19 protein-coding genes are annotated in these 17611 nt (G+C 35.2%); all 19 read right to left on the reverse strand.

What is annotated here, in order from left to right:
• Positions 1–444: 444 nt before the first annotated feature.
• The gene (locus G532_RS0108775; protein ID WP_027964471.1) at positions 445–1176 is read right to left on the reverse strand and encodes a hypothetical protein; all 732 of its coding nucleotides are present in this window, start codon (positions 1174–1176) and stop codon (positions 445–447) included.
• A gap of 13 nt (positions 1177–1189) precedes the next feature.
• Complete coding sequence (locus G532_RS0108780) at positions 1190–1387, reverse strand: DUF2768 domain-containing protein (protein WP_027964472.1); 198 nt, start codon at positions 1385–1387, stop codon at positions 1190–1192.
• 193 nt (positions 1388–1580) lie between these two features.
• Positions 1581–1844, reverse strand: coding sequence for a stage VI sporulation protein F (locus G532_RS0108785; protein ID WP_027964473.1), 264 nt, complete (start codon positions 1842–1844; stop codon positions 1581–1583).
• A 129-nt stretch (positions 1845–1973) separates the two neighbouring features.
• Positions 1974–3011, reverse strand: coding sequence for an NAD(P)H-dependent glycerol-3-phosphate dehydrogenase (locus G532_RS0108790; RefSeq protein WP_027964474.1), 1038 nt, complete (start codon positions 3009–3011; stop codon positions 1974–1976).
• A 14-nt stretch (positions 3012–3025) separates the two neighbouring features.
• The gene (der, locus tag G532_RS0108795) at positions 3026–4336 is read right to left on the reverse strand and encodes a ribosome biogenesis GTPase Der (RefSeq protein ID WP_027964475.1); all 1311 of its coding nucleotides are present in this window, start codon (positions 4334–4336) and stop codon (positions 3026–3028) included.
• Positions 4337–4404: 68 nt separating this feature from the next.
• Entirely contained in the window at positions 4405–5544 is a 1140-nt protein-coding gene (gene rpsA / locus G532_RS0108800; RefSeq protein WP_027964476.1) for a 30S ribosomal protein S1, read from the reverse strand.
• A gap of 64 nt (positions 5545–5608) precedes the next feature.
• Entirely contained in the window at positions 5609–6190 is a 582-nt protein-coding gene (locus tag G532_RS0108805; protein WP_027964477.1) for a lysophospholipid acyltransferase family protein, read from the reverse strand.
• A 14-nt stretch (positions 6191–6204) separates the two neighbouring features.
• Positions 6205–6864 (reverse strand): (d)CMP kinase, encoded by a 660-nt coding sequence (gene cmk / locus G532_RS0108810; RefSeq protein ID WP_035512829.1) that lies wholly within the window; start codon positions 6862–6864, stop codon positions 6205–6207.
• Between the two features lie 34 nt (positions 6865–6898).
• Entirely contained in the window at positions 6899–7561 is a 663-nt protein-coding gene (locus G532_RS0108815) for a flagellar brake protein (RefSeq protein ID WP_027964479.1), read from the reverse strand.
• A 106-nt stretch (positions 7562–7667) separates the two neighbouring features.
• Positions 7668–9002, reverse strand: a complete 1335-nt coding sequence (gene ypeB, locus G532_RS0108820; RefSeq protein ID WP_027964480.1) for a germination protein YpeB — start codon at positions 9000–9002, stop codon at positions 7668–7670.
• A 14-nt stretch (positions 9003–9016) separates the two neighbouring features.
• Positions 9017–9865, reverse strand: coding sequence for a spore cortex-lytic enzyme (sleB, locus tag G532_RS0108825; protein WP_027964481.1), 849 nt, complete (start codon positions 9863–9865; stop codon positions 9017–9019).
• Positions 9866–10097: 232 nt separating this feature from the next.
• Positions 10098–11054 (reverse strand): asparaginase, encoded by a 957-nt coding sequence (locus G532_RS0108830; RefSeq protein WP_027964482.1) that lies wholly within the window; start codon positions 11052–11054, stop codon positions 10098–10100.
• Positions 11047–12045, reverse strand: a complete 999-nt coding sequence (locus G532_RS0108835; protein WP_027964483.1) for a YpdA family putative bacillithiol disulfide reductase — start codon at positions 12043–12045, stop codon at positions 11047–11049. Before G532_RS0108835 ends, G532_RS0108830 begins: the two co-directional genes overlap by 8 nt.
• A gap of 158 nt (positions 12046–12203) precedes the next feature.
• Entirely contained in the window at positions 12204–13478 is a 1275-nt protein-coding gene (locus G532_RS0108840; protein WP_027964484.1) for a Glu/Leu/Phe/Val family dehydrogenase, read from the reverse strand.
• 127 nt (positions 13479–13605) lie between these two features.
• Positions 13606–14535, reverse strand: coding sequence for a D-alanine--D-alanine ligase family protein (locus tag G532_RS0108845; RefSeq protein ID WP_027964485.1), 930 nt, complete (start codon positions 14533–14535; stop codon positions 13606–13608).
• Positions 14536–14553: 18 nt separating this feature from the next.
• Positions 14554–15126 carry an adaptor protein MecA gene (locus G532_RS0108850; protein WP_027964486.1) on the reverse strand — a complete coding sequence of 191 codons (573 nt, stop codon included), beginning with the start codon at positions 15124–15126 and terminating at the stop codon, positions 14554–14556.
• Between the two features lie 155 nt (positions 15127–15281).
• The gene (locus G532_RS0108855; protein ID WP_027964487.1) at positions 15282–15530 is read right to left on the reverse strand and encodes a hypothetical protein; all 249 of its coding nucleotides are present in this window, start codon (positions 15528–15530) and stop codon (positions 15282–15284) included.
• A gap of 4 nt (positions 15531–15534) precedes the next feature.
• Positions 15535–16113, reverse strand: coding sequence for a CPBP family intramembrane glutamic endopeptidase (locus tag G532_RS0108860; RefSeq protein ID WP_027964488.1), 579 nt, complete (start codon positions 16111–16113; stop codon positions 15535–15537).
• Positions 16113–17597: a RecQ family ATP-dependent DNA helicase gene (locus tag G532_RS0108865; RefSeq protein WP_027964489.1), complete on the reverse strand. Its 1485-nt coding sequence runs from the start codon at positions 17595–17597 to the stop codon at positions 16113–16115. The genes G532_RS0108860 and G532_RS0108865 overlap by 1 nt, the downstream gene beginning before the upstream one ends.
• Positions 17598–17611: the final 14 nt, after the last annotated feature.

The following is a 17611-nucleotide window of genomic DNA, read 5'->3' on the forward strand; positions in this document are numbered from 1 at the left end:
GATGCATATACACGCAACTCCTTTTGTTTGTTTTAGTCGTATAAAACAAGGATAACAAATCAGGAGCTTGCGTGCTTTTTTTGTCTTTTTTTCTTTTGATGAGGGTTTCCACTAGCCGTTTCTAGCATTCGAGGCATCGCGTGAGGCGGCGACTCCTGCGGGAACAGCGCGAGCCGAAGATCCACTTTGGCAAACGCTTTTCTTGCCAAAGTTAGCTGAGGCCGTGCCCGCGGAAAGCGTCCGCCGGTAAGCGATGCCTCGAATGCCTCCACCCAAACTTGTCAGAATTTTATCCAAACCCCAACATATATATTAGAGCCTGAATAAATACCTTTCTCAATATAAAAAGAGGCCAAGACAAAAGTTTCCTTAGCTATGATACATCCGAACAATTAATAAGATTGTTCGGATGTTCATGCTTGAACTTCTATTTGTCAGAGCCTCTTATAGGTCTAAATCATCTTCGGATTGTTCATCTAAATTAATTTGTCCATCATCTAAAATCATAGCTGTACCATAAGTTGGAACGATTGGATAGTACTCTAATAACAGTTCGCGTAAATCTCCATCATAAGAGTCAATTTCTTCTTCTTCTAATAACTGGTATACATCTGAACGATAATCTACTACTGCTTCCCCTTCAGTAGTCATTATTATGTCAAGTTCCGTACCATTGTAAGGGCTTTCCACTACTGGTTCTTCTGACATATTCATACGTTCTGTATCAATTGTAAAAAAACCATTTCCTAATGACTGACCATAAGGAGGGTAAGTATTATTTGATCGATATAACTGAATTTCATAATTGATGGTTCGTAGTTTTTGAGTAATACGAGTATCAGAAACCTTTACAATCGCCTCATCTTCCGGTTTGACAATAACATAAGAGTAAATACCTCCTTGTTCGAAAGAGTTTCCAGGTGTTTCCCCAATGAGATTATTATCACGAAGCAAGTTAAAATCAATCGGGTATTTAATTAATAACGGGGTCTCTTGATCTCTCGTTTGTATAGGAAGTAGGCCATTTTGGCTTTCTTGATAATCGTGAACCGCATCTTGGATTCGATCTAATTGTTCCTGGTTCGTAGCTTGGTTTTCTGTCAAACGCTCGTTAGGATATAAACAGCCAGAAAGAAAAATTGAACTTACTAGCAGTACGATTAATAGTTTCTTCATCTTGAACGCTCCTTTATAACGTGGGGCCACTTAACACTATATAAAATATGATTAATCCTCCAACTACTAAACAGATATAAGCAATAACAGTAATAATAACGCTAATTAATCCTGTTAATTTACTTCTAGCAAGCACTATTAAGCCAGTTGCTAGAAAAAGTAATATCATTCCCCCGAAGGATATGTACATTCTCAACATTGCTTCAGACATATATAACGTCCTCTCTTAAAAAATAATGAAGTAAAACACTTCATATTAAATTTAATATATACATACTTAAAAGAGGTGTAGAGCATACACCTCTTTAACTGACCAGTTCCTCGTAAAACAACTCAATCTTCATGCTCAGTCCATTATATGAATCGTAACATAAAAAGGCATGTTTGAACTGCCTAAGATATATCTATTTTTTGAATATTTGTTGCAGCGTAGAATAATTTAGTGATTGATTATTATTGATAATCATATCCACTAACTTATCTTCTTTTTGTTTAGACATCGGACGATTTGCCAATCTACTTAGCTGTTGAACTAAAGATCTCACTGTCCTACGATCTGAAAAATCAGCATTTTGAACAGCTTGTGCTATTTGTATTACTTCATCTGGTTGAATATTAGCTTTTGTTTGCAAATGATCGAAAATTAGTTGTTGAAGTTCACGACTCATCATATATCCTCCTTTAGTATGCTTTCGTAATACTATATACGCAACTAAAGGAAGATGTTCTAAATTTATTTAATAAAACCATCATTTTAAATAGTTCCAATTAGTATGAATAGTTACAGAAAATAAATTTTAGTTATTATTTTTTAACAAGGTTTCTGATAAATCATCTAATTCGTTTGTCCGTCCACGTTTCATTAATTGATCAACTACTTCTTTTGGATCTTTTTCATTTACAATTAATTCATACAAGCCTTTTGTTATAGGCATGTCTACTTCGAGCTTTTGGGCAAACTGATATACAGCTTTCGTTGTTCGTACACCTTCTACAACCATACCCATTTGTTCTAAAACATCTTGTAAAACATAGCCTTTTCCAAGCATATTTCCAGCACGCCAATTACGGCTATGTTGGCTTGTACAGGTTACAATTAAATCTCCTACCCCAGTTAAACCTGCAAAAGTAAGCGGATTTGCGTTTAATTTATGACCTAACCTTGCCATTTCAGCTAATCCGCGTGTAATGAGTGCGGCCTTTGCATTGTCACCATACCCAAGTCCATCTGAAATACCTGCACCCAAAGCAATGATATTTTTAAGTGCACCACCAATTTCTACTCCAATTAAATCATCGTTAGTATAAACTCGAAAATTTTCGTTCATGAACAAATCTTGAGCCTTCTCTGCTTGATCCATATTTAAGGAGGAGACAGTAACAGTGGTCGGAAGTCTTTTTCCTACTTCTTCAGCATGACTAGGTCCTGATAATACAACGATATTATCTCCAAAAGTTTCCCCTAATTCATCCGTCATCATTTCCGAAACTCGCTTATTTGTTTCGGGTTCAATACCTTTAGCAGCATGAATAACTGTTTGTGACTCTTTCAAAAATGGTTTAACCTGTTGACATACTGCACGAATCGCTTTTGTAGGTACAACAAATATAACTGCTTCCGCATCCTGTATAGCTTCCTGAAGATCTGAAGTAGCACACAAATTTGACGGTAGGTTCACTTCTGGCAAGTATTGTTCATTCATTTGATTTTCATTGATATTTAAGGCAAGTTGTTCACGATGAGACCACAAATACACATCATTATTGTTATCTGCCAATACAATTGACAAAGCAGTCCCCCAACTTCCAGCACCTAATACAGCAACTTTGGCCATTTTTTTCACCCCTATTATGCTCTTTTTCTAGCATAGATTTTAATTGGTGTTCCTTCAAAGCCAAAAGCTTCTCTAATACGATTTTCTAAAAAACGTTGATATGTGAAGTGCATTAATTCAGGTTCGTTTACAAAGACGACAAACGTAGGTGGCTGAGTAGCTACCTGCGTCGTATAAAGAATTTTTAATTTCTGCCCTTTAATGGATGGAGTTGGATTAATTGCTAAAGAATCTTCCACAACTTCATTCAACACATTTGTTTTCACTCGTTTAGCGTGGTTTTCACTTGCTTCCACTACTTTTGGTAGTAATGTGTGAATTCTTTTCTTTGTAGTAGCCGATAAGAAAACGACCGGAGCATATGTTAGGAACTGAAATTCTTTCCTAATTTCCATCTCAAAATCTTTCATAGAATCCTGTGTTCTCTCTACTGTATCCCATTTATTTACTACAATAATAATTGCTCTCCCAGCATCATGGGCATACCCTGCAATTTTTTTATCTTGTTCAATGATTCCTGTGTCTGCATCTATTACGACTAAAACTACATCTGATCTTTCAATCGCTTTTAATGCTCTAAGCACACTATATTTTTCAGTCGATTCATAGACCTTTCCTCTTTTTCGCATGCCAGCGGTGTCTATAATTCGGTAATCACGTTCATCTTTTGTGAAATCAGAATCAACTGCATCTTTTGTTGTTCCAGCTATATTGCTCACGATGACTCGTTCCTCACCAAGAATTGCATTAACCAAAGATGATTTTCCAACATTAGGTCTACCGATTAAAGAAAGTTTAATACGGTCTTCATCATCTTCTACCTCTTGATCTTTTGGAAAGTGCTTAATTACTTCATCTAAGGCATCTCCAAGACCCAATCCATGTGTACCTGATACTGGAAATGGCTGCCCGAAACCTAAAGCATAAAATTCATAAAGCAACTCGTGCATTTCGTAATTATCAACTTTATTAACAGCTAAAACCACAGGCTTGTTTGATTTATACAAGATTTTAGCAACTTCTTCATCTGCACCTGTAATCCCTTCTCTACCATTTACAAGAAAGATAATAACATCTGCTTCATTGATTGCTACCTCTGCCTGTTCTCGTATTTGAACGACTAATGGTTCATCACTTAAATCGATGCCACCTGTATCAATTACATTGAAATTATAATTTAACCATTCTGCCTCAGCATATAAACGATCACGTGTGACACCTGGGACATCGTCTACAATAGACATTCTTTCTCCAACTAATCGGTTAAATATAGTTGATTTTCCTACATTTGGTCTACCTACAATTGCTACTACTGATTTTCTCATTTACTTCATTCCTTCTAAATCAAATACTTTATTAAGAGAAGAAAATGAGTGGCATAAAAGCCACCCATTTATTTATTTCGGTAACCTTTTAGTTTGTCACCTATAAGATCTCCTAATTGGAAAGCACTCTCTTCGTGTTCTTTTTGATATTTCTCAACTTCTGCGTTTTCTTCTGCCTTTTCTACTTCTTTGATACTTAATGCTATTCTTCTTTGCTTTTCATTTACTTCTAAGACTTTCACTTTAACCTTTTGACCAACATGTAATGCCTCATTAGGGTTTCCTATATGTTCTGTTGAAATTTGTGATATGTGAACTAGACCTTCAACTTGTGGTAATACTTCTACAAATGCACCAAAATTAACGATTCGCTTAACTGTTCCTTCAATTATTTGGCCATATTGCAATTTAGAATCCACATTTTCCCATGGTCCCGGTATCATTTCCTTTAACGACAATCCAATACGCTCTGTGTCACGATCGACAGTTATAATTTTGACTGTTATCTTTTGGCTAAGCTCTACAACTTCTTCTGCAGAAGCTATATGTTGATGTGATAACTGTGATATATGAATCAATCCATCTATACCACCAATATCAACAAATACACCGAAGGAAGCTATTCTTCGAACTACACCTTCAATTTCCTGGCCAGCTTCTAAATTTTGAAGAAGATTTGCTTTTTGAACAGATTGCTCAGACTCCACCACACTTCTATGTGATAAAATCACTCTATTTCTACGTTCATCCACTTCAATCACTTTTACGGAGATCGTTTTTCCTTTATATTCAGATAAGTCTTCCACGTAATGCGTTTCTACATGGGAAGCTGGAATAAACCCTCGTAATCCCACATCAACAATTAATCCAACTCCAACAACATCTGTAACCTTTGCTTCAAACACCGTTTCATTTTCGAAATATGAAACTAACTGATCCCAAGCAACCTTACGATCCTTAGCTACTTTAGAGAGAACAATTGCATCATCTTCTATCTTCGTAATAATCGCAGAAACCTCTTCACCTTCAGATAAAATTTCGCTTGTATGTTCAATGTGTAGGTGAGAAAGTTCTGATATAGGGATGATTCCATCATATTTGCTGCCTACATCCACAATAGCCTGTTTATCATCTAACTTCATTATTTTGCATGTTACTTCTTCTCCAACTTCTAAAACATGGTCATTTAAATTATCGTCTTTTGACATAACAGTTCCTCCTTAAGAACACAGAAAATACATCCTATGTAAAATACCTAATTAAATAATAACATCATTTTTTGTTTTCATCTAATAAAGACTGAATATTTTCCATTATTTCATCTGTCACCATTCGAGCATTTTGCTTATCGCCCTTTAACGATTGAAAATCAATTGGTTTTCCATATATGACATAAAGCGGCTTAAAGAAATTGTAAGATCCTATAATGGCACAAGGTATTACTTGAGCATTAGAACGCATGGCAAAGAAACCAGCTCCAGCTAAACCTTCTTTTAAATTTCCATCTTTACTTCTAGTGCCTTCTGGGAATAGACCTAAGGTACCTCCACTTTCTAAAAGCTCCAACCCCTTACGCAATGCATTTCTATCTCTCATTCCTCGTTTTACAGGAAAAGCTTGAAGGTTTCTAAGGAGAAGTCCAATCCCTTTCTTCTCAAATAGCTCTTCCTTCGCCATAAAACGAATATCTCTTGGGCATGTAATACCAACTACTGGTGGGTCAAAATTAGAAATATGATTAGAGCAAATAATTGTTGGGCCAGATTTTGGTACATTTTTTTTACCAATAATTTTAATTTGAAAAAGAAATTTAAAAACAATCCAAACTACCAGCTTTGCGAATTTGTAAAACATGATACCCCTTCTTTCTAATTATTACTTTCAATTAATTCTAATATTATATTCTTTACTTCTTCAATTGTTTTAGAAGTGGTATCTATTTCTGTTGCATCATCAGCTTTAACTAAAGGTGCCATTTCTCTTTCCGAGTCTAGTTGGTCTCTTTTATTTATTTCTAACTTCAATTGTTCTAAATCAGAAGGAAAGCCTTTATCAAGATTTTCTTGATGTCTTCTTTCTGCCCTTTCTGATACGGAAGCGATCAAATATACTTTTACATCAGCGTCTGGTAAAACGTAAGTGCCAATGTCTCTACCATCCATAACTACATGTTCGTCTTCAGCTAATTTCCTTTGCATGTTAACCAACTGCTCACGAACTTTTGGGTGTTTAGCAACTATAGACACATTATTAGTCACCTCTGCACTTCTGATGGAGAATGTAACATCTTCTTCATCTACAAACACCTTTTGCTCATTTATATCTTGTTTAAAAGAAATTAATATTTGCTTAGATAATTTTGCTAATGAGTTTTCATTTTCTAAGTTTAAATCTTTTCTCATTGCCTCTAGAGTAAGTGCTCTATACATCGCACCTGTATCTATGTATAAGTAATTTAAATCTTTTGCGATCATTTTAGCTACTGTACTCTTGCCAGCAGCTGCTGGGCCATCAATTGCGACTTTCATGTTAGTAATCTCCCTTACATTTCAACATATGATTTTAACTTTTAATTTTTCTTCTTCTCTCAAGTTGTTGTTCAAAACAATATTTAATAACCTTTTCTCTAGCTATATCTGAAATGCCTGTAAATTTCAACGATAATTTGTATGGAACATCATTTGTTCTACCATCTTGATAACGGATGACTTCCCCTTTCATACTTAAATAGGCATAATCATTCACTTGGAAAGGCAGAACAAGTAATATCTCTATTTGATCACCTGGCTCATATATTATTTCTTTAGCCTTTACGGCGATCCCACCACCACTTAAATCGATTGTTCGAGAAATTAAAGGCGGCTTTACTTCATCTATAGGATAAACAGCAACATCTAAATAGGTATTTACTCGTACATATTCTCTACGCTGAACTTTAACTAATTCATCTTTAGTTGGGTATGGAATCATCAATGTTGGGATCTTTCTTTTTTTCTTCCCTAAAATCTCAGAATCAAAGAGGTAGATAGAACCGTGTTTTCCTACAAACGAAATTCTAAGTTGGAAACCATCTAAAAAGTATCCCGTTTTACCTGTTTGTTGGTGGATAGGATAATCTATAAATATCCTCTTATTATTAAAATCAACTACTTTAGCGATATATACATCTTCCACATCACCATTTTGAATTGCCTCAATGGTTAACTTTGTTCCTACTGAAAGCATGTTTTTTTCCCCTTTAAAAACAATATAGCTTTATTATGACAAAAAACATGAAAAAGGAAAAGACTAACTTTCAGCTTTTCCCTTTTCAGCATATGGAGTTCTATAATTATGAATAGACTTCTTCTGATTGTTTTAGTTGCTCTACACGTTCCTCATAACCATCTTCAGCACTAATATACACTCTGTAGGTGGAATCATTCATCGTACCAATCACTTGATAACATAGAACTTCCTCCCCTAAATCTCCTTCAATCACAGCTAGTGTCACTTCTTCTTTCTTGAGATTAGGATGTAGAAACGAATCAAGTTCTTCTTCTGTAATCTCTACTTCGAATTCTCGGTCTTGATCTTTATTTTTATTAATTAGGTAATCTCTCGCTGTAAGTCCAAGGATTTCTCCATTATCTAAAGCAACTTTAATTTGTAAACGGTCGGGAAAAAAGTGAATTTCGTCTTCTGTTCTTACAAACTCAAAGACACCGACTTTTTCAAATTGTTGACTATTAACTACAGTTACATCATCGAATCCTAGATCAGCTATCATCTTTTCAGCTTCTTCTCTTGATTCATGTAAACTTAGTTGTTGCTCATTTAATTCTCGATTTTTCAAATACGAAAGTACATGGCCACCTTGTTCTGTAACTTCAACGTACCCATGGGAGTTCTCTTGGTCAAACGAAACGTTATAAATCGGTATATCAGAGCCTTCCCCAGTATGGGTTATAGTATATTCTTGTTCTTCATCTAATTCAAAATATTCCATGACAATCTGTTGTATATCATTTTCATCCTGCTTAGATCCAGGTAATTGTACATCACCTTTTTCTTCCGGTTCAATGGTTAAGCCGGATTGTTCATTAAACACATCGTAACCTTCTGCGTTCTTTTCAACTGTTGTTAATCCATCGATTATTGCATGATCTCTAGGCTCATCATTTGCTAAAGCTAATTCGACGTCCATCCACCTAAGTCCATCATTCAGTACTTGATGCTGAACCGTACGAAGATCCCTTTTCACCTCAGATGACTGTTCATATAATGAAGATAACGTTTCTATTTCATCATCTGATAGTGGTTCATCATTTAAATCACGAATGGCAACTCGATAAGCGAAATCACCTATATTTTTCAAAAATGACTCTGTGTTATTGAATGGAAGCAGGGTTAGTGGCAATTGACTAACATCAGCATGTGCTTCCGCTGAAACCTTCCAAATATCAGTTAATTCAGGAGACAATTTTTGTGGGGAGTTCATTGCAATCGCATTATTTATTTTACTGTTGATTAAATCCACTCGATACGTCAAATCATGAAATGCACGTTGGTAATTATTTTCTGCCTGAATTAGTATCGCATTCTTCTCCTGATGCTCTTGGTACCCCCAAATAACAGTACCTAAAATCGAGATTATCAACACTACTATAAGTGCCCATCTAAACATATAAATCCTCCTTTCTATTTACAAAATACATGTTTACCAATTCTTTTAATTTGTGGTCTTGACCATATCCAAGATGATGTTGCAGTATCTGGATTAAAATAGTACAGGGCATCCCCAGAAGGATCCCACCCATTAATTGCATCAATTACGGCTTCTTGAGCTGTTTCGTCTGGAGACATATAAATTTGTCCATCTGCAACGGCAGTAAATGCTAATGGCTCAAATACTATTCCAGAAACAGAGTCGGGAAATGTAGAGCTTTCCATTCTGTTTAAAATAACAGCAGCAACGGCGACTTGTCCGACATACGGTTCACCACGAGCTTCTCCATATACAGCTTGAGCCATAAGTTGGATATCATTTTGAGAAAAGCCGCTAGGAACATTGACAGCTGAAGGTGATGGCGAAGATTCATTTGTATCTTCAGCGTTTTGTGGTGCTCCTTCATTCGTTTGCGTATCTTGATCAGCTGCGGTAGTATCCTGTCTACCTTCCCCGCCGTAATGTGTGAAACTATTTCCTTGTCTAATTTGTTCATAAACATAGGATTGATCATACTGAGTTGCTCTTTCAAGTGCTTGTTTGGTTGTTTCACCTGCTAACCCATCGACTTCTAGGTCGAATTCGTATTGAAAGTTCCTAAGTGCCCAATAAGTTTGCCAGCCGAACACTCCATCAATAGCACCGTTATAATAACCAATGTATTGAAGACGAGACTGTAGTTCGATTACATCATCTCCTGTAGAACCCTGTTGGATCACTTGGTTACTAAACCCTTCTGACTCATAATTCCAACTTGGAACTAATGGAAGAACCAATAACAATACAAGCACTACCTTTAATGATTTATAGTTTGATTTCATACACATTCTCCTTAAGTCTGACTTGTTTACCTATTTTGTGTTTATTGGAACTTAATATTCCTAGAAATACATTTAGTGTGTTTATTATCTAACATGGGAGGAGAAATTATGTAAGAAATTAATCTGATAATATAAAACAAAAAGCAATCTAGTCGTAAGCTTTTACTCTTAAGACTAGATTGCTTTCACTTATTTCGCTATTCACTTGAAAAGATTCTTTTCACGTCATAAATTAAAAAGATATATCTGTTTCTCTATTTGCAAGTAATACTGCCAATCTTACACGGGCTTTTTTGCTATCATAGTCGCTTCCCAAAATAACGCCTTGATTAATTAAATCATAAGCACTACCTTCGTAATCATATGTGGGATAAACCGCACCTTCTTCAGATGCAGTGGTTACAACTACCTTCGTGCCTTTTTCCAATGCTTCCTTAATAGCTGGCATCATATTTGGAGGAACTTGACCACGTCCAACACCTTCAATGACAATACCAGCAGCGCCACTTTCAAAACTTGCTTTTATTAAAGCTCCATCAGCGCCAGTATAACTTTTTACTAGATCTACTCTTGGTAAATTGGATGTAAGGGAAAAGTGCTCTCTTTTTATTGGTTTTTGATAAATATGAACTTCATCATTATCAATAATACCAAGATAGCCAAATCCAAATGCATTAAACCCTTGTATATTACTCGCATGTTCTTTTTTTACATACTTCGCAGCAAATATTCGTTCATTAAAGACTACAACCGTACCTGCATCTAACAAATCTTTACTATGTGCTGCATAAATTGCGTGACGCAGATTAACATACACATCACTTCCAATATCAGAAATAGAACGCTGGGAACCAGTTACCACGACAGGTCTCTTATCAGAAATCGTTAAATCTAAAAAATAGGCAGTTTCTTCTAATGTATCTGTTCCGTGCGTAACAACTACCCCATCGACGTCATCTCTTTGAAAGTACGATTCAATTTTTGTTTTTAGGAAAACCCAATCGTCAAAATTCAAATGAACACTAGGTTTTTGGAAGGAGGAATCAATTGTGACATCAATATCATATGGTAACTCACAAACTGCGGCTAGCTCCTCACCAGTCATGGCCCCTGAAGAAAGTTTACCACTACTCAAATTTGGTTTACTTGCAATCGTTCCACCTGTAGTAATTAATACAACTTTACCCATTAACTTCACCAGCTTCTTGTTTATTAGCAATAGAGTCTGCGATTAACTTTCCATGATATCTGCCGTTTTCAATAAAGATCTCATTATTATTGTATCCGGCTGCGATGACTCCTGAAATATATATGTTATTAGTATTTGTTTCCATGGTATCAGGGTTTACATATGGCCTTCCGCTTTCTTCATCAATAGTGACACCTAAATCCATTAAAAATGTTTTATTCGGATGGTATCCGATCATCGCAAACACAAAGTCCGCGTGAATGTCAGCTTTGACACCATTTTGGTCATAAAATACGTTTTCTGTAGTGATTTTTTCGATAGATACATCAAACAACATAGATATTTTTCCATTTTTCACTAAAGAGTCAAAAACAGGTAAGATCCATGGCTTAACACTTTTTGAATATTCACTACCTCTATACAACACCGTAACATTTGCTCCGGCTTTTTCTAATTCGATTGCTGCATCAACCGCAGAGTTTTTCCCTCCGACAATTACTACGTCCTGATTGAAAAAAGGATGAGCTTCTTTAAAATAATGAGAGACATGTGGTAAATTTTCACCTTCTACATCTAGCTCATTTGGCTGACCATAGTAACCCGTTGCAAAAACAACATATTTGGCTGAATATATGTTTTCTTTTCCTTTGTCTGTTTCAGAGTGGACTAAATATTCTCCATTAACTTCTGATACATTGGTTACAGTTTCATAAGATTGAATACGAACCTTTGAACGTTCTGCAACCATACGGTAATATGTTAAGGCTTCATTTCTTTGAGGTTTCTGCCTTTCAGAAATAAAGGGAAAATCACCCACTTCTAACTTCTCACTTGAACTAAAGAAAGTCTGGTGTGTTGGATAATGAAAAATAGAATTTGCTACATTATTCTTTTCTAATATTAAAGGTTCAAACCCTTTTCTTTGCAATTCAATAGCAGTACTAAGCCCACAAGGACCTGCTCCAATAATTATTACTTCTTCTTTAATCAAATCTTTCACCTCTATATCATTTCAGCGATTAACAAATTTTATACAAGAATTAAAGGTATCTCTGCTAACATTAATAAGCATCAACAAAAAAATTCATTAAAAAATCTCCTATCAGCTTCATGATAGGAGATTTTGGTCCGTTTCGCAACTTGTCTGAATTAAATCCAGCCTCTAAATCTTGCAGCTTCAGTCATTTTTCTCACGCCAACCATATACGCAGCTAATCGCATATCTATTTGACGATTTTGTGAGGTTGTATAAACATTATTAAATGCTTTTACGAGAACTTCTCTTAATTTCTCTTGGACTTCTTCTTCTTTCCAATAGTAACCTTGATTGTTCTGTACCCACTCAAAATAAGACACAGTAACACCACCTGATGAAGCTAAAACATCAGGAACAATAAGAATATCACGTTCGGTTAGAATTTTTGTTGCTTCTAATGTAGTCGGTCCATTTGCCGCTTCAACTACAATTGCTGCATTTATTCTATGTGCATTTTCTTTCGTGATTTGATTCTCTATTGCTGCTGGTACTAAAATATCTGTTTCAAGTTCTAACATTTCTTCATTACTCATCGTATCTTCAAATAAATTTGTAACAGCTCCGAAACTGTCACGGCGATCTAGTAAGTATTCGACGTCTAACCCGTCTGGATCATAGATAGCTCCGTCTGCATCAGAGATTGCAATAACTTTCGCTCCCATATCATACATGAATTTAGCTAAAAAGCTCCCTGCATTACCGAACCCTTGAACTATTACTCTAGCTCCTTTAATGTCAATGCCGCGTTTTTTTGCAGCTTCTTCTATACAAATTGTAACACCTTTTGCTGTAGCAGATTCTCTTCCATGTGAACCACCTAAAACAATTGGTTTCCCTGTTATAAACCCAGGACTGTTAAATTCATCAATCCGGCTATATTCATCCATCATCCAAGCCATAATCTGTGAATTGGTAAATACATCAGGTGCTGGTATGTCTTTAGTAGGTCCTACGATTTGTGAAATAGCGCGAACATATCCACGACTTACACCTTCTAGTTCACGAAAGGACATTTCACGTGGATCACATACGATTCCACCTTTTCCACCCCCGTAAGGCAAGTCCATGATGCCTGATTTTAGTGACATCCAAATAGATAAAGCTCGGACTTCTTTTTCCGTAACATTCGGATGAAATCTTACTCCACCTTTTGTTGGTCCAACCGCATCATTGTGTTGAGCGCGGTAACCAGTAAAGACTTTTATTTTTCCATCATCCATTCTTACCGGAATACGCACTGTCATCATTCGAATAGGTTCTTTCATCAATTCATAAGCTTCTTCAGGATAACCTAATTTGTCTAATGCTGTTCGAATAACTGATTGTGTAGATTTTAACACATCAGTTGATTGTTCATTTTGAGAGTCTGCTGGCTTCTCGGCTACCATTCGTTTACCTCCTATATATATGCAACCATTCTAATAAGTATATCTTTCAATGATAAGTATACATCTAATAAAAGATTATGCAACAGAATCTCGTCGTAAAATGGAAATTCCGTTTTCATAACTTCCCCTACTTCTCAGATGTTAATTCTAAAAATTTCTTTATCATTTCTTGATAATTTATACCAACTGCTGAAGCTGCATCAGGGTATAAACTCGTTGGTGTCATTCCTGGTAACGTATTAACTTCTAGAATCACAGGGCCACGTTCTGGATCAAGAATAAAATCGACACGAGAATATGTCTCACAACCTAGCTCTTGGTGTGCAGTGATGGCATATTGTTGTATTTGCTCTGTTAAGTCGTCATCAATCTTAGCAGGAACAATATGCTCACTTCCTCCTACAGCATATTTTGCTTCATAATCATAAAAATCACTTTTCGGTATAATTTCTATAATCGGAAGAGCTTGTTCATTTCCTTGGTTACCAATGACCGCAACAGTTAATTCTCTACCCTTCACGAAAGTCTCAACAATTATCGAAAAATCATGTTCAAAAGCTAAAGATACAGCTTCCTCTAATTGATCATATTCATTGATAATCGTTAAGCCTAAGGTTGAACCCTCCTGATTCGGCTTAACCACAAATGGCAATTTGAATTGTGACTTAATATTTTCAATTACTGCATCTACATTCATTTTACTTGTATAACTTTGACTATAAGCAGTTGGAATCTCATTCATTTGAAATACTTGCTTTGCTCTCGTTTTGTCCATAGCAAGAGAAGAAGCTAGTACTCCAGAGCCAACATATGGTTTGCCCAGGAGATCTAGTAATCCTTGTACTGTTCCATCTTCTCCTTGCTTTCCGTGTAACCCTATGAATACAATATCTGTGTCAGTTAACTGGTCTATTAATCCTTTGATATTTGTAGGATCGAAGTCAATATCTTTCACGGAATGACCTAATTCTTTTAAAGCATCAATGACACCTTTTCCAGTAGAAAGAGACACTTCTCTTTCCTTTGATGTTCCACCATATAATACGGCTATATTCAAACCGATTCACCTCTAATTTTAGTTAAAATAGTTTGTAATTACTTCGACTGCATTGTTTTCTGCAATAACTGCTCCGTACTCTTTTAATACAGATGAGGTCATTGTGCTTGGAGAGGCATATTCAGAGATAATAGATATTAGGTCCTCTCTCTTCTTTTCGTCCTCTATATGTTCATTTACTAATAAGTAATAAAGATCGTCATAGGAATAAATCGAATTATGTGTGACGTGCTTATTAAATAATAAATGACTTAGTTCAACAACTTCTTCAAATGATTGAAAAACAAACATCATTTCTTTACTTTCGTCCATTGTTACTTTCAGTTCTATATATTCTTCTTCTACGTCTGTTTGGTTTTGGGTGACAACTATTATCATCCCTTGTGCTTGAAGCATATGCACTCGAACCATTAACCTTCCATCTAAGTCCATCTCAAGCTCCTCAGAAGCTTCATACAACATATCCTGGAGCAGTTGATTTGCTCGCGGTAAGTTATTCCACAGGTCTTCTTTCGAGTATCCTCTTTCGTTTAAATCATCATAAGTTAAAAATATTTTAAATTGATTTACACTAATTCTTTCTAATCGCACGTAAACACCCCCGATGTATTCTTTTTATTATATGCGTATCTGTTTCATTAAGTTGCATGTATCCCTGCACATTCATGCAGTTATTTTTATTTTAATACAAACAACCTTCGTAAGAAATAAAAATGATATAATTTATATCATTTTACATACAAAAATTAAGGAAGTACAGAGTTATAATAGATTGGAATACCTATTATGATTAAAATAAATATAATCATAATTAAGTGAATGATAAATTGGTGAATAAAAATTGGGTTTTTCTTTAACTCTTTATTCTCCTTACGCGTTAAACGTTCTCCATTATTTTCGCGAGCCGCTCTTTCTTTACGAGGAGGTAAGCTAAAAACATCTGAATCATTTTGATCAGATTTCATAAATGCTTTATTAGCCTGTACTTCTTTCATAAAATCACCTCATAAAGTGTCTGTAGTATATTCCCAATAGAAAATCAATTAAAAAATGAGCAGTAATTGGAACTAACAAGTTATTAGTAAGCTCATACATATAACCTATTACAAAGGAAAGCAAAAGAACGGATATAAGTAAAACGGTTTTCTTCAAATATCTGAAATGAATAAGTGCAAATAAAAGACTTGCTATTATATACCCTGCAAACGTGTGTATTACACCTCGAAATAAAAGCTCCTCTGCAAAGGCTATTACTAAAGTGATTATAAATATGTGCGGAATTGATAATGATTTAAATAACTTTTCATTAATACCTCCATCATCATATGCTTTTTTGGGCAATAATCGAATAAGAATGATATCAATAAATACAATTATAATTGCAGGTATACCGCCAAAAATCAATATTTCCAGCCAATTAAATTGAAATAAATCAAGAAACACATCAAAAGAATCAAAAAGTAACAAAGATAAAAGGATGGCGATTACTATAAACAGGACTTGAGAAGCATATACATTCATAATAAGTTCCTTATTTGATAGCCGCTCTATTTTTTTCTGATGAGAATTGTTTTGCATTATTCTTCTCCTATTAAAAACATCTCTTTAAGTTTATCTTCCCAATTTATACTCTGATTAACCTTCTGTTTTGGCTTTTTAAATTTCCATTTATGAATATTAAAATCACAGTAATCACAACAATAGAAATGTGCGGGTCTAATATCATTTTGAAAGCCGTTATAAAGAGATCTTCTTTTACATCCATCGATATGAACCCATTCTAATAGATTGAATAAGTTTTGTGATTTTACCTTTTTACGATGATTACTTTGAGCAATAATTAGCTCCTTTTGTTCCCCCTTCGAGATAGGAGACTTCTGTTTTAGTAAAGTTGAGTGATACTCTAAGAAACGAAATTTTGTTTCACTGATTTCACTTTGGAGATCTTTGATCCCTAATTCTTCTTGAAGGTTAACAAACTTGTTAATTTCCTGTTCATCAGGCAATTCACTTTCTATTAATCGAAAAGGTAATGCTTCGTCACCTTCAGCAAATAAAACTACACTTAAAGCATGATCACCATTCCTGCCTGCCCGTCCTGATTCTTGAATATAAGCTTCTATAGTAGATGGTAAGTGGTAGTGAATTACTAAGCGAATATTCGCTTTATCTACCCCCATCCCAAACGCGCTAGTGCAGCAAATGATATCTAATTGATCAAACATAAATTGCTGCTGGATGAGCAACCGTTCCCTAGACTCCATCCCCCCATGATAAAAGGCTACATTTTTATTTGGAAATGTCTCTCCAATGTATCTTGATACAGCCTCACAAACCTTCTTACTAGAGAAATATATCATCGTAGGAACCTCATTATTCTCTATTAAATTTAATAGCCTTTCCTTCTTTTCCAAGTCATCCTCTGTATGCTCAATAGCATAGGTTATGTTCTGACGGTCCATGGGATATATAATCTTCTTCATATCAACATTTAAATATTTAATAATGTCATTTTGAATCGATTCAGTAGCAGTAGCACTTAAGGCTAATATTGGCGGATGTCCAATATCATGATGGAAGTTTGTGATCTTCATATAATCCGGTCTAAACTCATGTCCCCATTGAGAAATACAGTGAGCCTCGTCCACAACTAATAAAGAAATTTCACATGCTCTGAATTTTGTTTTTATCTGTTCTTGTTGTAACATCTCAGGTGAACAATAAATGATCTTATAGTTTTGTAGTTGATCGAGAACCGATTTCTTTTGCTGTGGATTCATTAAACTATTGAGTGCTGTCACTTGTTTTAATCCGTTGGCCTTCAATAATTTTACTTGATCAACCATCAACGAAATCAATGGAGACACCACCACAGTAATTCCCTCACTCAATAAGGCGGGCAACTGATAACAAATTGATTTACCACTTCCAGTAGGTAGAGTTGCTAACGTATGTTTATCGTTCATGACCGACTGAATTATTTCATACTGACCTTCTCGAAACGATTTATATCCAAAGTATTTATATAAATCTATTTCTAGCTCCTCTTTCGTTTTCATCATATTGTAATAGGTCC

It is taken from the genome of Halalkalibacillus halophilus DSM 18494 (assembly GCF_000423105.1).
Lineage (GTDB): Bacteria > Bacillota > Bacilli > Bacillales > Alkalibacillaceae > Halalkalibacillus > Halalkalibacillus halophilus.

What these genes read in the sequence shown, in the direction of transcription:
- G532_RS0108855 (WP_027964487.1), bottom strand. Translation starts at nt 15,530, where the DNA reads ATGAAAGAAGTACAGGCTAATAAAGCATTTATGAAATCTGATCAAAAT.
- G532_RS0108860 (WP_027964488.1), bottom strand. Translation starts at nt 16,113, where the DNA reads ATGCAAAACAATTCTCATCAGAAAAAAATAGAGCGGCTATCAAATAAG.
- G532_RS0108790 (WP_027964474.1), bottom strand. Translation starts at nt 3,011, where the DNA reads ATGGCCAAAGTTGCTGTATTAGGTGCTGGAAGTTGGGGGACTGCTTTG.
- G532_RS0108775 (WP_027964471.1), bottom strand. Translation starts at nt 1,176, where the DNA reads ATGAAGAAACTATTAATCGTACTGCTAGTAAGTTCAATTTTTCTTTCT.
- G532_RS0108780 (WP_027964472.1), bottom strand. Translation starts at nt 1,387, where the DNA reads ATGTCTGAAGCAATGTTGAGAATGTACATATCCTTCGGGGGAATGATA.
- G532_RS0108830 (WP_027964482.1), bottom strand. Translation starts at nt 11,054, where the DNA reads ATGGGTAAAGTTGTATTAATTACTACAGGTGGAACGATTGCAAGTAAA.
- der (WP_027964475.1), bottom strand. Translation starts at nt 4,336, where the DNA reads ATGAGAAAATCAGTAGTAGCAATTGTAGGTAGACCAAATGTAGGAAAA.
- cmk (WP_035512829.1), bottom strand. Translation starts at nt 6,864, where the DNA reads ATGAAAGTCGCAATTGATGGCCCAGCAGCTGCTGGCAAGAGTACAGTA.
- G532_RS0108785 (WP_027964473.1), bottom strand. Translation starts at nt 1,844, where the DNA reads ATGAGTCGTGAACTTCAACAACTAATTTTCGATCATTTGCAAACAAAA.
- G532_RS0108815 (WP_027964479.1), bottom strand. Translation starts at nt 7,561, where the DNA reads ATGCTTTCAGTAGGAACAAAGTTAACCATTGAGGCAATTCAAAATGGT.
- rpsA (WP_027964476.1), bottom strand. Translation starts at nt 5,544, where the DNA reads ATGTCAAAAGACGATAATTTAAATGACCATGTTTTAGAAGTTGGAGAA.
- G532_RS0108805 (WP_027964477.1), bottom strand. Translation starts at nt 6,190, where the DNA reads ATGTTTTACAAATTCGCAAAGCTGGTAGTTTGGATTGTTTTTAAATTT.
- sleB (WP_027964481.1), bottom strand. Translation starts at nt 9,865, where the DNA reads ATGAAATCAAACTATAAATCATTAAAGGTAGTGCTTGTATTGTTATTG.
- G532_RS0108840 (WP_027964484.1), bottom strand. Translation starts at nt 13,478, where the DNA reads ATGGTAGCCGAGAAGCCAGCAGACTCTCAAAATGAACAATCAACTGAT.
- G532_RS0108865 (WP_027964489.1), bottom strand. Translation starts at nt 17,597, where the DNA reads ATGATGAAAACGAAAGAGGAGCTAGAAATAGATTTATATAAATACTTT.
- ypeB (WP_027964480.1), bottom strand. Translation starts at nt 9,002, where the DNA reads ATGTTTAGATGGGCACTTATAGTAGTGTTGATAATCTCGATTTTAGGT.